The sequence below is a fragment of the Serinicoccus sediminis genome (genome assembly GCF_004153545.1).
Classification (GTDB): domain Bacteria; phylum Actinomycetota; class Actinomycetes; order Actinomycetales; family Dermatophilaceae; genus Ornithinicoccus; species Ornithinicoccus sediminis_A.
In genome coordinates this window covers 20,973-35,456 of record NZ_SDVA01000007.1, presented here as the reverse complement: position 1 = coordinate 35,456, position 14,484 = coordinate 20,973, and the positions used below count along the sequence as shown (strand labels likewise).

8 protein-coding genes are annotated in these 14,484 nt (G+C 76.3%); 3 read left to right on the top strand and 5 right to left on the bottom strand.

The genetic code is table 11. From position 1 onward, the window contains the following. Both EUS26_RS08115 and EUS26_RS08110 read left to right on the top strand, forming a co-directional pair. Positions 1-1,398 (top strand): zinc-dependent metalloprotease, encoded by a 1,398-nt coding sequence (locus EUS26_RS08115; protein ID WP_130012979.1) that lies wholly within the window; start codon positions 1-3, stop codon positions 1,396-1,398. An 88-nt stretch (positions 1,399-1,486) separates the two neighbouring features. Further along, a complete protein-coding gene (locus tag EUS26_RS08110) occupies positions 1,487-2,257 on the top strand; it encodes a hypothetical protein (protein WP_130012977.1) in 771 nt (256 codons plus the stop codon). A gap of 72 nt (positions 2,258-2,329) precedes the next feature. Here the strand turns inward: EUS26_RS08110 and EUS26_RS08105 are convergent, their stop codons facing one another. The 3 genes from EUS26_RS08105 to nudC all read right to left on the bottom strand — a co-directional run bounded on the left by EUS26_RS08105 (position 2,330) and on the right by nudC (position 6,172). Continuing rightward, on the bottom strand, positions 2,330-2,689 hold the full coding sequence (locus EUS26_RS08105; RefSeq protein WP_238148864.1) for a WhiB family transcriptional regulator: 360 nt from the start codon (positions 2,687-2,689) through the stop codon (positions 2,330-2,332). Positions 2,690-3,131: 442 nt separating this feature from the next. After that, entirely contained in the window at positions 3,132-5,237 is a 2,106-nt protein-coding gene (locus EUS26_RS08100; protein ID WP_130012975.1) for an ATP-dependent DNA helicase UvrD2, read from the bottom strand. Then, entirely contained in the window at positions 5,234-6,172 is a 939-nt protein-coding gene (nudC, locus tag EUS26_RS08095; protein WP_130012973.1) for an NAD(+) diphosphatase, read from the bottom strand. Before nudC ends, EUS26_RS08100 begins: the two co-directional genes overlap by 4 nt. Before the next feature lie 112 nt (positions 6,173-6,284). Here nudC and EUS26_RS08090 point away from each other — a divergent pair, with 112 nt between their 5' ends. After that, positions 6,285-7,940: a phosphotransferase gene (locus tag EUS26_RS08090; protein WP_165368552.1), complete on the top strand. Its 1,656-nt coding sequence runs from the start codon at positions 6,285-6,287 to the stop codon at positions 7,938-7,940. On the opposite strand, the gene EUS26_RS08085 is transcribed toward EUS26_RS08090, so the two are convergent. Then, positions 7,904-11,248: an ATP-dependent helicase gene (locus EUS26_RS08085; RefSeq protein WP_202865089.1), complete on the bottom strand. Its 3,345-nt coding sequence runs from the start codon at positions 11,246-11,248 to the stop codon at positions 7,904-7,906. The two genes, EUS26_RS08090 and EUS26_RS08085, sit on opposite strands and share 37 nt — an antisense overlap. Next, a complete protein-coding gene (locus EUS26_RS08080) occupies positions 11,245-14,451 on the bottom strand; it encodes an ATP-dependent helicase (RefSeq protein WP_238148863.1) in 3,207 nt (1,068 codons plus the stop codon). Before EUS26_RS08080 ends, EUS26_RS08085 begins: the two co-directional genes overlap by 4 nt. Between the last annotated feature and the right edge of the window lie 33 nt (positions 14,452-14,484).

The following is a 14,484-nucleotide window of genomic DNA, read 5'->3' as shown; positions in this document are numbered from 1 at the left end:
GTGTCAGACCAGGACAACCCGGAGCGCCGCGACGATCCCGACCCCCTCGAGTCGCTGTTCGGCGGGCCGGTCCCGCCCGAGCTGCGCGAGACGCTGAGCTCGATGGGCCTGGGCGACCTCGGCCCCGACCAGGTGGCGCAGATGCGCTCGCAGATGGAGATGCTCATGGGGGGTGGCGGCGGCGACGGCCCGGTCAACTCCGAGCTTGCCCGGGACGTGGCCCGGCAGGCGGTCGCCGACGACGACTCCTCCATCAACGACAGCACCCGGCGGGACGTCGAGCAGGTCGTCCAGGTGGCGACGCTGTGGATCGACCAGGTCACCGACCTGCCCCGCCCCGAGGGCGCCGCCCTGGCGTTGAGCCGCGCGGAGTGGGTCGAGCGCACCCTCCCGCTGTGGGAGCGGCTGACCGCTCCGGTGGCCGAGGGCCTGCAGTCGGCGATGACCGCGGCGATGGAGCAGCAGCTGGGCCAGCTGGGTGAGGAGGGGGCCCCTCCCATCCCGGGTCTGCCGCCGGGGATGAATCCCGCCGCCATGATGGGCCAGATGGCGCCCATGGTCCGGCGCATGTCGGCGAGCATGTTCGGCGGCCAGGTGGGTCAGGCCGTCGGCACCCTGGCCGGGGAGGTGCTCTCCGGGACCGAGGTGGGCCTGCCGATCCTGGGCGACGAGAGCGTGGCGATCCTGCCGGCCAACGTGGCGGAGTTCGCCGAGGGCCTCGAGGTGGACCCCGGGGAGCTCCACCTCTACCTCGCCGTGCGGGAAGCGGCCCGGGTCCGCCTGTTCGCCGGTGCGGCGTGGCTCGGACCGCAGCTGCTGACCGCGGTCGAGGAGTATGCGCGGGACATCCGGATCAACACCGAGGGCATCGAGGAGGCGGTCCGCAACGTGGACCCCAGTGACCCCGCCTCGATGCAGGACGCGCTCGGGGACAGCCTGTTCTCGCCCGAGCACAGCGCGGCCCAGCAGGCGGCCCTGACGCGGCTGGAGACCCTGCTGGCCCTGGTCGAGGGGTGGGTGGACGTCGTGGCGGCCCAGGCGGTCGGACCGCACCTGCCGCACGCCGAGGCGCTCGCCGAGGCGGTGCGCCGGCGACGGGCCACCGGCGGGCCCGCCGAGCGGACCTTCTCCTCGCTGGTCGGGCTCGAGCTGCGGCCGCGCCGGCTGCGGGACGCCGCCAACCTCTGGGCGGCGCTGGAGTCGCGTCACGGTCGCGACGCGCGGGACGAGGCGTGGGGGCACCCGGACGTCGCCCCCACCGGGGCCGACCTCGACGACCCGCTGGGTTTCGTGGACCGTCACGGTGCCCTCTCCGCCGAGCTCACGGTCACCGACGAGGACATCGAGCGGCTGCTGAGCGACGGCGAGGGCGAGGGCCCGGAGGGTCGCCAGGGCTGAGGTCCGGTCGTCGACCGGGTCGGTCCGGCCGTCGACGGGGCTGTGGACGACGCGACTCGGCCTGCGCGCCGCGTGGCAGGGTCGGTCCATGGGGCACGCGCGAGGGCGGGAGGACCCGCACCACTGGTGGCCGGCCGGGGACGACGGCAGCCTCCACCTCGGTGTCGGCCCCGGCGCCTTCGCCGTGGCCGGAGGGCTCCCCGCCGACCCTCGGGGCACCCTGGGGTGGGGCGTCGTCGAGCGGCTCTCGGCCGCGCCTGCGCGCCTGCGCCGGGACGTCACACCGGACGACGTACGAGGGCCAGGGCAGCTGGCCGGGCCCGTGTGCGCGTCCCTGCGCGCCGTCGCCCCCGGTTCCCGGCGCCCTCGGGCCCCGGACGACGGGGCCGGGGCCGGGTCCGCTGGTCCCGGCGCCGTCGACCGGCCGTCCGGCTCGCGGCCCGTCGTGACGGTGCACGACCACGTGGTGCCCCTGGGGTCGGTCCGGCACCCGGCGCTGGCGGGGCGGCCGGTGCTGCCCGTGGTCGCCCAGACCGCCCGGGTGGTCATCGGCCCGTGGACCGGTCTGCCCGGCGGGCCGTGCCTGCACTGCCTCGACCTGCACCGCCGCGACCGCGACCCGCGCTGGCCGGCGACCGCGGCGTCGCTCGAGGACCCGCTCACCGCGCCGCTGCCGCCGGTCCTGCCCGACGAGGTCGTGCGGGCGGTGGTGGCCCTCACCGTGCTCCTGGGCGCCCGGGTGCCGCGGGTCGCCACCGGGGCCGCGCACGAGGTGGGGCCGTGGCCTCCGCACCTCGTGACGCGGCGCTGGCCGCGGCACACCGGCTGCCCGTGGCACCCCGCGGCGGCCGCCGGCTGAGCGGGGGGCAGCCACGGCCACGCTGGTCCGGTCGCGCCCATGGGCCGGTCCGCGCCAGGGAGGCCGGGCGCGTCAGGCGGCGACCTCGTCCTTGCGCGGACGCCCCCGGGGCCGCTTGCGCGGCACCACCCTGCCCTGGAGCAGCAGCTGGCCGCCCCAGACGCCCCACGGCTCACGGCGTTCCAGGGCCCCGGTCAGGCACTGCTCGCGCAGCGGGCAGGGGCCGCACAGCTCCTTGGCGTGCTCGACCTCGGCCGGCAGCTCGGCGAACCACAGGTCCGCCGGGTGCTCGTGGCAGGGCAGGGCCGCCCGGTCGAGGACCAGCCGGGGCCCGAGGTGTCTCTGGGCGGCCTCGTCGTCTGGGCGCGCTGGGGGATGCACGGTGGTTCCTTCCTGATGTCGCTGCTGCTGCGGGCGGGTGCTGGTCGTCATGGCGTCTGTCTTCCGGGAGGTCGGATCCGGGACCGCCGATGACGCCGGCTGGGCCGGCGAGCAACGAGAACGGCCGCGGATCCTCAGGCGAGGACTCGCGGCCGGAACGGGAAGGTGAAGCCTTCTACGGTGTCCGTGCTGAGCCCAGGCCCTGGGAGGGGTCGGCAACGTGCGGGAACGACGTCTGCGCGGTCCGGGACCCGAACGGCGCGGTCGTGGACATCCCCACCACGAGGACCGTGGCGCGGGGGCGGACGGTCCGGAGGGGGGACGTGACGAGGGTCGCTCGGGCGGGGAAGCCGCCGGTGACGATCGTGCTCTCCATCGTGATCCACCCTCCTCTCGTCCGTGCTCGACCCCAGGGCAGCAAGGGCCGTGGGTTTGACTCGGTCACTGTATGCCTCCCCGCGAAGACGGCGCAACGCCTTTTTTGCGGGGTGGGTCAGCGGGTCGTCGGAGGGGTGGCGGACAGGATGCCGAGGACCGCCTCCCCGTAGAGCTCCAGCTTGCGCTCCCCCACCCCGGAGATCTGGGCCAGGGCGTCCCGGTCCGCGGGCTCGTGCTCCGCGATGGCGATGAGGGTGGCGTCGGTGAAGACGACGTAGGCGGGGACGGAGGTCTGCGCCGCGACGTCCCGCCGCCACTCCCGCAGCGCGGCGAAGGTCGCCTCGTCGTAGGTGGCCGGGCAGTCGTCGCAGCGGCCGATCTTGCGCTCCGCCGCCGACGTGAGGATCGCTCCGCACGACCGGCAGGTGCGCGGGGGTGCCGGCGTGCGACGCCCGCGCTCGCGCCGGCCCCGCGCTGGTCGGGACGACTGGGCCCCGGCGCCGAGGACGCCGGACGCGGAGGCCAGGAAACGGCTGACCGACCGGCTCGAACGCGCCCCCGGGCTGCGGGCCCCGGCCCAGCTCACCTCGAGCCGGCGGCGCGCCCGGGTCAGGCCGACGTACAGCAGCCGGCGCTCCTCCTCCACCCGTTCAGGGGTGTCGGCCAGGGTGATGGGCAGCAGGCCCTCGCTCGCCCCGACGAGGAAGACCGCGTCCCACTCCAGCCCCTTCGCCGCGTGCAGCGAGGCCAGGGTGATGCCCTGAACCGTGGGGGCGTGCTGCTCGGCCGCGCGTCGGTCCAGCTCGGCCACCAGGTCGGAGGTGCGCGCACCGGGGGTCTGCTCCACCAGGGAGTCGGCGAGCAGCGCGAGCGCCTGCAGGCTCTCCCAGCGTTCACGCACCGCCCCTGACCCCTCGGGCGGGCGAGGCGCCCACCCGGCACCGGACAGGACGTGCCGGACACTCTCGCCGAGGGGCTGTGAGCCGTCGTCCGAGCGGACCGCCGCGCGGAGCAGCACGATCGCGTTGCGGACCTCCCCCCGGGAGAAGAAGCGCTCTCCACCGCGCACGAGGTAGGGGATGCCGGCCCGGGCGAGCGCGCTCTCGAGCACCTCGGACTGGCTGTTGGTGCGATAGAGCACCGCGACCTGGCTGGGCTCCTGCCCGCCGTCCAGCAGGGCCCGGATGCTCTCGGCCACCCCCGCCGCCTCGGCCTCGTCGTCCGGGTAGGAGGTGAGGACGGGCGGGGGGCCGTCGTCGGACTGGGCGACGAGATCGGCGGAGGTGTCCCGCCGCCCGTCGGCCGAGCTGAGCACGAGGTTGGCGAGGTGCACGATCTGGGGGCTGCTGCGGTAGTTGCGGACGAGCCGCACCCGTCGGGCGTCGGGGTGGAGCCGGGAGAAACCGAGCAGGTGGTCGGCACTGGCCCCGGTGAAGGAGTAGATGGACTGAGCCGGGTCTCCCACGACGCAGACGTCCTCGCGCCGGCCCCGCCAGAGCTCGAGCAGCTGCTGCTGGAGCGGGTTGACGTCCTGGTACTCGTCGACGACGAAGTGGCGGTACTGGTCGTGGATGGTCGCGGCGATCTGGGGGTGCTCGTCCAGCATGCCGACGGTGAGCAGCAGGACGTCCTCGAAGTCGATGACGTGCCGTTCCGAGCAGACCTCGTGGTAGGCCTCGAGGAGCCGGGCCATGGCCGTCGGGTCGAGGTCGGCCACCGACCGTCGCAGGCTCCGGGCCCGGGCGGCGTAGGTCTGGGAGGTCAGCATCGAGACCTTGGCCCACTCGATCTCGGCCGCCACGTCCCGCAGCGCGGGCCGGTCCAGCCGCAGACGGAGGCGTCCCGCGGCCTCGGCCACCGCCGGGGCCTTGTGCGCGACGACGTTCGGCGGCGGGCCGCCCACCGCCTGCGGCCAGAAGAACTGCAGCTGGCGCAGGGCCGCTGCGTGGAAGGTGCGCGCCTGGACCCCCCGCACGCCCAGACCGCGCAGCCGGGTCCGCATCTCGCCCGCCGCCCGGGCGGTGAAGGTCACGGCGAGGACCCGGTCGGGCGGGTAGGCGCCGCTCGCCACGCCGTAGGCGATCCGGTGGGTGATGGCCCGCGTCTTGCCGGTCCCGGCGCCGGCCAGCACGACCATGGGACCCAGCGGCGCCGCCGCCACCTCCCGCTGCTCCGGGTCGAGCCCCTCCAGGAGCCGGTCCGGCTCCGGGGCGCCGCTCACCGGGGCACCGCGGGCCCGTGCCCCGGCAACGGCCCACCGAACCACTCCTCGATGAGACGGTGGGCGATCGAGACGCGGGAGGGCAAGGTGTACCTGCCCTCCGCGAGGCCCTCGCGCAGCTGGTCGCGGGTGTACCAGGAGGCGGACCGCAGCTCGCTCTCCTGGACGACGATCCGCGTCTGCGCGGTCCGGGCGCGGAAGGCGAGCATGAGGGAACCAGGGAAGGGCCACGGCTGGTTGCCGCGGTAGGTCAGCGACTCGACCCGCACCCCGACCTCCTCCTCGACCTCACGGACGACGGCCGCCTCCAGGGACTCACCGGCCTCCACGAACCCGGCGAGGACGGACAACCGCCCCTCGGGCCAGGGGATGCCGGTGGCGAGCAGGAGCCGGTCGTCCGGGTCGGTCACGGCCATGATGACGGCCGGGTCGGTGCGCGGGTGGTGCTGAGACCCGTCCTGGGAGCAGCGACGCAGCCACCCTCCCTGCAGCACCTCGGTCGGGGCCCCGCACCGCGGGCAGTGCCGGTGCCGGTCGTGCCAGGCACGCAGCGCCGTCGCCGCGGTGAGCAGCCCGGCGTCCCGGTCGTCGAGCTCGGCGCCCACCTCGCGCAGCCCCACCCAGGTGGCCTCGTCGTCGGAGGGTGCGGGAGCGGCCCCGCCGCCGTCGAGGGTCACCGCCACGTAGTCGAGCCCGTCGTCCCGGCCCAGGAACCACGGCTGGTGGTCAGCGTCGTCCGGGCGGGGGGCGCGCAGACGCAGACGGGTGGGGGACGGCAGGACCGCGGCGGTGTCACCGCGCAGCTCCAGCACCCGGGTGCCCTCCCGCCGCAGGACCGCACCCAGCTCGGTGTCGTCGGTGCGCACCCGCGCGAGGCGGTCCACCCGGGACCGGGAGAGGGCCAGGTCCAGAAAGGTCTCGTCGGTGGCGCTCACCCCGACACTCTAGGTGCCGCGACCGACACCGGCGGACCACCGGGGCGGGCCGCTTCGAGGACGTGCCGGTCGAATGACACGCTGGGTGGACCGCACCGCATACGGTGGGAGCGTGAAGCGCACTGACCTGGCTCTGGCTGCCCTCGCGAGTGCCGCCGTCCCTGGGATGAAGCCGGTGACGGTGGCCCGGATGAGTGTCGAGAGGGGGGCCGAGGCCGAGCTCGAGCAGGCCGTCGTCGAGGACGCCACCGGTCGCCGGTGGCTGGTGCGCTCGCCCCTCACCCCCGTGGCGGGGGCGCGGCTGCACCGCAACGACGAGCTGGTGCGTCAGCTGGCGCGGCACCTGCCGTTCAAGGTGCCCGCCGCCGCCGGCTACGCCGCGGTCGGCCGCGAGGGTCACGCCGCCGTGTACCCGCACGTCGAGGGCGCCACCCTCGACTTCGCGCGGCTCCCGGCCGGGGCCGGGCTGGCGCACGCCGTCGGCCGGGCCGTGGCCGCCGTGCACAACATCCCCGCGCCCGTCTTCGAGGAGCAGGACGTCCCGTGCTTCGACGCCGCCGGGTGGCGGCAGCGACTCATCGCCGAGGTCGACCGCGCGGCGGAGACCGGCCGGGTCCCGACCAGGCTCCTGGCCCGCTGGGAGGAGGCCTTCGACGCCTCGCCCCTCTGGCAGTTCGCCAGCACCCCCGTGCACGGCTCCTTCCGCGGCGCCACGGTGGTCGTCGCCTTCGCCGACCAGGACGCCGACAGCGGACGGGTGGTCGCGGTGACGGACTGGGACGAGGCCATGGTGGCCGACCCGGCGACCGACCTCGCGGACGTCTACTCCCAGGCCTCGCCCGAGGCATGGGAGTCCGTGCTCGACAGCTACGCGCTCGCCAGGGCGCAGCGCCCCGACCCCTACCTGCACGCGCGGGCCCGGCTCCTGTCCGAGACGGCCCGCCTGCGCGGCCTCGCCCAGCACGTCGCGTCGGGGGACGAGGAGGCCACCCGCAGGATCGTCGAGGGTCTGCGGCGGATGGACCGGCTGAACGAGGACGAGGACTCCCTCGTGCCCGCCACCGCCCGTGGGGCCGCTGCGGCGACGACGGTGTCGGCGACCGAGGTTCCCGCGACGCCTGCGTCCGAGGCAGCCGTCCGGCCGTCGACCGAGCAGGAGGTGCCGCCCGAGGCCCCTGCGGACGAGGGTGGCTGGATGGACGACGACGTCGACCCCGGGGAGGCGGCCGTCGACCCTGCGGGTGGCGGGCCTGACGAGAGGGACGACGACGCCGCGGACGCCCCCGACACGGACGAGGGCCTCGGGGGTGACGACCTCGAGGACGACCTCATCGACCTCGACGAGGACGACGAGGACGACGACGTCGGTGGACGGGGCGCGGCCCAGGAGCCGGACCCCTACCTCGACGACGGCGAGGCGGACCCCCACCCCGACGACGAGCCGTCACCGACGGCACACGGCGCTCACCCGGTCGGCGAGGATGGCCCGGACGAGGCGGACATCACCGCTGAGGTGCCCGTCGTGCGGCTCGACGGCCCTGGGCAGGAGGCACCCCCGACCGAGCCTGCGGTCGCCGGTCCGACGACGACGGTCGACGCGGTGCCGTCGGACCAGGACGCGGCCTCCGTCGGCCCCGCCGGTCCCCCGCAGCCGGACGCCTCCGGGCGGCGGGACCGGGACGCGGACCCGGACGCCGAGCTCCTCGACGACGACACCCGGCTCCAGGAGCTCTACGGCATGCCCGCCGAGGACGACCCCCGCAGCTGACCGGACCCAGGCCCGGCGGCGACCTCCGCCGCTGCGGGGTCCGCGGCCAGCAGCCGGGTCAGCTCGGCCTCGCCGGGCAGCGGCGGACGCACCGTCGTGCCCGTCGCGGCGTAGAAGAAGGCGGCCCGCACCTCCTCCGGCGGCAGACCCCGGAGCCGCGCGTAGGCGAGGCGGTAGACGGCCAGCTGGACCGCCCGCGCCTGCTGCTGCTCCGGAGACCCGCGCGATCCGGTCTTCCAGTCCACGACCGTCACCCCGCCGTCGGGGTCGGGGAACACGGCATCGATCCGCCCCGCGACCGTGCGCCCGGCGAGGGTCGTCTGGAGGGGGACCTCGACATCGAGCGGGACCCGGTCGGCCCACTCGCTGGCCAGGAAGTGCTCCCGCAGGGTGGCCAGCCCCCCGGCCTCCGCCGCGTCGGGTCCGGAGTCCAGGTCGAACAGGTCGACCAGGGTGGGTGAGGCGTAGTGCCGCTCCACCCACGCGTGGAACGCGGTGCCGACCCTGGTCCGTGGCGCGGGCGGGCCGGGCAGCGGCCGACGGAGGTCGCGGAGGTAGCCGGCCCGGTCGGTGGCCAGGGCCACCACGGCCGAGGTGGACAGGTGGTCGGGCAGCTCCGGTGCGTCCGGGCGGGCCTGGCGCTCGGCACGTTCGGCCAGCAGCAGGTCCACGGTCTCGACCCACGGCGTCGTCCGCCCCCCGTCCGCGGGACGGGCGGGCGGCCGGCGACCCGCCGCGGCCGCGGCCACGAGGGCGGCCGCGACGTCCCGGACCGTCTCGCGGCGGTCCTCGCGCCGCAGCGGCCAGGCTGCCTCTTCCTGCTCACCCAGCCGCGGGTTGACGAGCTCGTCGTCCGCCTGGGGGTCGGGCAGGTCGGCCCAGGGCCCGACGAGGACCCCCGGGAGCATCCGGACCTCGTCGAGGAAGCGGGAGGTCACCCTCGGTTGCTTGCCGGTGGACCAGACGGGTGCCGTGAGCAGCAGCCGCCGGCGCGCCCGCGTCAGCGCCACGTAGGCCAGGCGGCGCTCCTCCTGGACCCCGAAGCTGCCCTGGTCCAGGGCGAGCCGGGCGAGACCCTCCCTCAGGGCCCGGGTGTCGGGGATGCGCCACCAGGGCAGGTCCGGACGGCCTTCCCGGTCGCCCCGCAGCGGGGTCGGGAGGCGGCCGATCCCCGCCAGCCAGCCCCGGTCGCTGCGCTCCTTGGTGCGCCACCGCCCGTCGCGGTGCTCCGGCGTCACCCGCCCCGAGGGGAAGACTCCCTCGACGAGCCCGGGGACGGCGACGGCGTCCCACTCCAGACCCTTCGCCGCGTGCACGGTGAGGACCTGCACGGCCGCGGTGTCGACCGACACCTCGGCCAGCTCCGGGACCTCGGCGTCCTCCAGCCCACGCTGGTGCTCGCGGGCCGCGTCCAGCCAGTCGAGGAACGCGCCCAGGCTGGCCCGGTCGGCCCCGTGGTCGAAGCCCGCGGCCACCTCGACCAGGGCGTCGAGGGGTGCCCGCCCCCAGGTGGGGTGCAGGTCCGGGTCCGCAGCCACCTCGATGTCCAGGCCGAGCAGCCGCTCGGCCTCGGAGACGAGGTCGGGCAGCGGCAGCCCGGTGAGCGAGCGCACGCGACGGAGCACCTCGGCCAGCCAGACCACCCGTTCGCGTCCCTGGGAGGTCAGCCGCTGGCCCTGCGGCCCGGTCCACGAGTCGGTGGGGACGTGCTCGAGGGCCTCGGCCAGCACCGGCGCGTGCTCGCGCTCCTGCGACACCGCACCCCCTGCTGCACCGGCCAGCTCCCCGGCCCGGACCCACAGGGCGTCGAGGTCCGCGGCGCCCAGCCTGAGGACCGGACCGGCCAGCAACCGCATCACCTGGTCACCACGGGTGGGTTCCTGCGCCACCCACAGCAGGGCGACCAGGTCGAGCACCTCGGGTGTGTCGAGCAGCCCGCCGAGGCCGACCACCTCCACCGGTAGCCCACGGCGGCGCAGCGCGTCGACCACGGGACCGAACTGGGCCCGGGCGCGGCACAGGACCGCCGCGGTGGAGCCGGGTGCGGCGGCCCGGTGGTCGCGCACCCAGTCCGCCACGTGCTCGGCCTCGACCACGTGGTCGACCAGCCGGGCCACCTCCAGCCTCCCCTCCCCCGCGCCGGGGCGGGGACGCAGGGTGGCCACCGGGACGGGGGTCTGCTCCCGCAGGGGCGCGGCCACCACGTTGGCGGCGGCGAGCACCGCGTCGTCGTTGCGCCACGAGGTGCTGAGCTGCAGGACCTGGGCCGGCTGTCCCTCGACGCGGAACTCGTCGGGGAACCGGGTCAGCGTCGTGGCGCTCGCGCCCCGCCAGCCGTAGATCGACTGGTGCGGGTCACCGACCGCCGTGACCGGCATGGGGACGCCGGCGAAGAGCGAGGTGAGCAGCACCAGCTGCGCCTCCGAGGTGTCCTGGAACTCGTCGAGCAGGACCGCGGCATACCGGTCACGCTCCGTGGCGCCGACGACAGGTACGTCCCGCGCGAGTCTCGCCGCGATAGCCATCTGGTCGCCGAAGTCCAGGGCCCCCCGGGCGGCCTTGGCCTGACGGTAGGCGAGGACGAGGGGATAGAGGCAGGCCTGCTGGCGCAGCACCCCCGCGAGGTCCCTGCCCGTCTTGAGCGGGCGGCCGTCATGGGGCAGGTCCTCGAAGCGCTCGGCCATGTCGCGCAGCAGCTGCTCGGCGGCCTCCGGCTCCACGAGGTGCTCGCCCAGCTCGCCGGACAGGGCGATGACCGCGCGGACGACCGTGCTCGGGGCCCGATCCACGGGCGTCATGTCACCGTCGTAACGGCTGACGACGTCGTGCGCCAGCTGCCAGCAGGCCGCCTCGGAGAGCAGGACGGCGTCGGGTTCGACGCCCACGCGAAGCCCGTGCTCGCTCACGAGGCGCCCGGCGTAGGCGTGATAGGTCGAGATGGTGGGCAGGTCGAAGCCGTCCCCCGCCCCGCCACTCTCACCGGAGCCCCCTACCGCCTCGGTCTCCGGCCACAGGCCCACCTCCCGGAGCCGGCGGAGCTTGCCGGTGAGCCGGGTCGTCAGCTCGATCGAGGCCTTGCGCGTGAAGGTCAGCCCCAGGACGTCCTGCGGGGCGACCAGGCCGTTGGCGACCAGCCAGAGCACCCTGGAGGCCATGGTCTCGGTCTTGCCGGACCCCGCGCCCGCCACGACGACGTTGGGCAGGGCCGGCGCGGTGATGACCGCCGCCTGCTCGGGGGTGGGCTCAGGGGTCCCCAGCGCGGCGGCGAGCTCCTGCGGCGAGAACCGGGCGCGAGCCGCCGGGCTCACCGCTGGCCCCCTTCGGGCTGCAACGGGCAGGCGAACCGCGCCGGGCACCTGCGGCACCGTCGCTCGAGGTCGCGGGCCGTGAACTCGGCCCCGGCCATCCGGGAGGCCGCCCCCTGGATCGCGACCAGGGCCCAGTCCGGGTCCTCGGACGCCATGAGCGGCGGCTGCGCCTGCTCCACCCGGCCGGGCGCCCCCAGCTGCACGAGGCGGGCGCCGCCGCTCACGGCACCGAGGTCGGCGAAGGCGCCCCGCGTCACGGCGACCTGGTATGCCGCCAGCTGGGCGTGCCGGTCCACGTCGGACCGCGGGACCGCCGTGCTGCCCGTCTTGAGGTCCGCCACGACGAGGGCACCGTCGGCGTCCCTCTCGAGGCGGTCCACGGCCCCCACCAGACGGGCCTCGCGCGACCCCTCACCGTCCCCGGGCGGGACGGTGACCGACAGGTCGAGCTCGGCCCCGACGAGCTCACGTCCGGCGGCCCGGGCGTCCTGGACGTAGGAGACGTAGCGCTCGATCATCCGGTGGGCGTCGTTGCGGGTCCGTTCCGACACCCAGCCCTCGACCAGGCCCAGGTCGGGCCATCGACGGTCCAGCTCGGCGACCAGCTCACCGGCGGGCGCATCGGGGCGTGTGGCCACGATGTCGTGGACCAGGGTGCCGAGCGCCGCGCCGGTGGCCTCGCCGGTCTCCGCGCCCCGGGAGGTGAGGAACCACCTCAGCTCGCAGTCGAAGAAGGTCTGGAGCCGGGAGGGGGACACCCGCACCGGCCCGTCCGGGCGTACGGGGGCCGTGGAGGAGATCTCCCGCAGGTCCCACCACGCCACCGGGTCGGCTCCGGGGACCTGCTCCTGCGCCAGCCGGACCAGCAGGTCGACGCTGGCCTGACGGGCCGGGCGGTCGCCGTCCCGGTGCGCGCGCACGGCCGCCCGGCGCAGCTCCCCCGCCACCCCCCGCAGGGTCAGCGGGGGCGGCACCTCCAGCGGGGGGCGGTCGCGGAAACCGGGGTCGAGGAGGTCCAGCAGCGCGGAGGGCTGGTCGTCCGTGCTGGCGGTCGCGGTGACGAGCAGCTCCTCGCTGGCCCTGGTCACGGCGACGTGGAACTGACGCAGCTCGTCCGAGCGCACGGCGGCCTGAGCGTGCCGTCGGGCCTCGGTGCCCGACACCGGGCGGCCCTCCACGGCGGCGACCAGCGACCCGGAGCCCAGCAGCGTGTCGCGCAGCCGCAGGTCCGGCCACACGCCCTCCTGCACCCCGACGACCGCGACGCGACGCCACCGGCGGCCGGCGGCGGAGTGCGGGGTGAGGACCTCGACGGCAGCGGGTTGCTGCGCCCCGACGACCAGCGTGTCCGCCGCCACCTCGGCGCCGCGGACGGTGTCGAGGAAGGTGCGGGCCCGAGCACCGGGACGTCGCTCCACGTGGTCCTCGGCGGCGGAGAAGAGGACCAGGACGGCGTCGAGGTCGCGGTCCGCGCGAGCACCCAGGGGCCCCCCGGCGAGCGCCTGGCGCGACCACGACCTGGCCAGGCCGCTGCGTGACCACAGCGCCCAGAGGATCTGGTCGGGGCCTGCCGCGGCCGGCTGAGCCTCACCCGTCGCCCCCGGCGACCCGGCCGGCGACCCCTCCGGAGCCGTCACCGCGACGTCGCGACCGGCCTGCAGGATGCCGGCCACCCGCCGGGCCGCCTCCAGCTCGACGGGGACATCGCCGGCGGCCTGACGACGCAGGTCCGGGTCTCCGAGCAGCAGCGCGAGCAGCTCGTCTGCGCCCCGGCGACCGCCGGTCGCCAGCTCGGCGGCCCGCAGCCGACGCCGCAACCTCCGCAGGCCGACGGGGTCCAGTCCACCGAGCGGGCTCGTCAGCAGGTCCACGGCCTCCTCCGGCTCCACCGACCAGCCGGCGTCGTCCGGGGCCCCACGGGTCACGACGTCCAGGGCCAGGAGGAGGGGCCGCACGGCCGGGTCCGACCCCAGCGGCACGGACGATCGATCCGCGCGGACCGGGACGCCACCGGTGGCCAGCGCGCGTCGGACGGTCGCCTGCTGACCCCGGCTGCGGGCGACCACGGCCAGCTCCTGCCAGGGCACCCCGTCGACGAGGTGCGCCTGCCGCAGCCACCGCGCCACCACGGCCGCCTCCTGGGCCGCGCTGCGGGCGGCGTGCACGCGCACGGTCCCCTCCCCCGCCCCCGCGGCGGGACGGCGGTGCCCCCCTCCCCCCGCCGACCCGATCCGCTCGGCCACCCGCCCGGCGGCGTCTCCCACGGCGCGGGTCATGCCGTGTCGTGTGCCCAGGACCAGGGTGTCGGGGCCCGCCGGTCCGGCCCACCGGCGGGCGAGATCGATGAAGGCACCGGGGACCGCGCCGCGGAACCCCAGCACCGCCGCGTCGGGGTCCCCGACCAGCACGCTGTCCGTGCCCGGGGCCCGCACGGCGTCCAGCAGGCGGGCGGCGGACGCGGTGAGGTCCTGCGCGTCGTCGACCAGCAGGGCCCCCACCCGCTGCTGGACCAGGGAGCGCAACTCGTCGTCGTCCTCCAACGCCTCGGCGGCCGCGGTGCAGATCCACGCGGGGTCGTAGCTGCCGGGGTCCGCCAGCGCGGTCACCTGGTCGTACTCCTCGAGCACGGCCCCGGCGCACGCCCACTCCGGCCGGTCGTGCCGGTCCGCCAGCGCCTCCAGCTCCTCCCGACCCACCCCGTGCTCGACGGCGCGCATGAGCAGGTCGCGCAGCTGGGCCCGGAAGCCGTCCGTGCGACGCGCCTGCTCCAGCTCCTGCGGCCAGTCGGGCCCGCGGCCGCCCGCCTCGTGGCCGGCCAGCAGCTCGCGGAGCACGGCGTCCTGCTCGGCCCCCGAGATGAGCCGCGGGAGGGGCTCGTCGTCCCGGGCCGCCGCCAGCCGGAGGACCGCGAAGGCCAGCGACGCCGCGGTCCTGGCCAGGGGCTCGGCGTGGGTGGCCCCCAGGCTCTCGCCGACGAGGGACCGCAACCGGGTCGCGGCCTGCCGTGTCGGGGCGAGCACCAGGCAGCGGTCCGGCTCCAGGCCCTCCCGCAACCGGGCCCGGGCGTGCTCCACCAGGGCCGTGGTCCGGCCCGTCCCGGGAGCCCCCAGCACGAGCAGGACGCCGCCGCGGTGCTCCACGAGCCGCCGCTGCTCGGGGTCGTCGACCGGGAGTCCGGACCGGGGGACGGGGCGGGCAGGCATACGACACATCACATCACCCGGACCCGACAGACC